This window comes from Nocardioides cremeus (genome assembly GCF_030518195.1).
Taxonomy (GTDB): domain Bacteria; phylum Actinomycetota; class Actinomycetes; order Propionibacteriales; family Nocardioidaceae; genus Nocardioides; species Nocardioides cremeus.
Window position 1 is genome coordinate 1 of sequence record NZ_JAULSC010000086.1, and the last position, 441, is coordinate 441.

At 47.8% G+C, this 441-nt stretch carries 1 protein-coding gene; it reads right to left on the reverse strand.

Going from position 1 to position 441, the window contains the following annotated elements:
- Nucleotides 1–337 (reverse strand): hypothetical protein (locus QWJ41_RS20835; RefSeq protein ID WP_302710383.1); only part of this gene is annotated, 337 nt, incomplete at its 3' end.
- Nucleotides 338–441: the final 104 nt, after the last annotated feature.

Here is a 441-nt window from a genome sequence, read left to right on the forward strand (position 1 = left end):
CGCGCAGGTCATTATAGATTGGATCGAAGAAGTCTTCAATGATCACCGCACTTGACGTTTTGGCAAGCTCGAACCACTGGTCAAATCCTTTCGGAGGGTTTTTGTTGCGACGTATTTTGTATGCTGCTATGGCTTCCTCAAAGCAATCAGACGCTTGAAGCAAGATATTGTCGAGTTTTGCCTCTGCCAGGCGAATGAGTGTGTCGATCGGATGGTCGGATGTTGCGCGCTCCGGGCTGCATATTCCAGACCAATGTATACACAAGCTGATGGCTACTGCGACAATAGCGATTACTGATCGCAACCAGGAGGTTTTGTGAATAGCCAGGTTTGTCATATTCGGATTGTTCGCGCTTAGCAACCAGTTGCGAAGGCGAGTGCTTGAGGTTCTGATAGCACCAAATGAGTGTTCACGATGAAGGTCGTGTGATCAATTGTGAA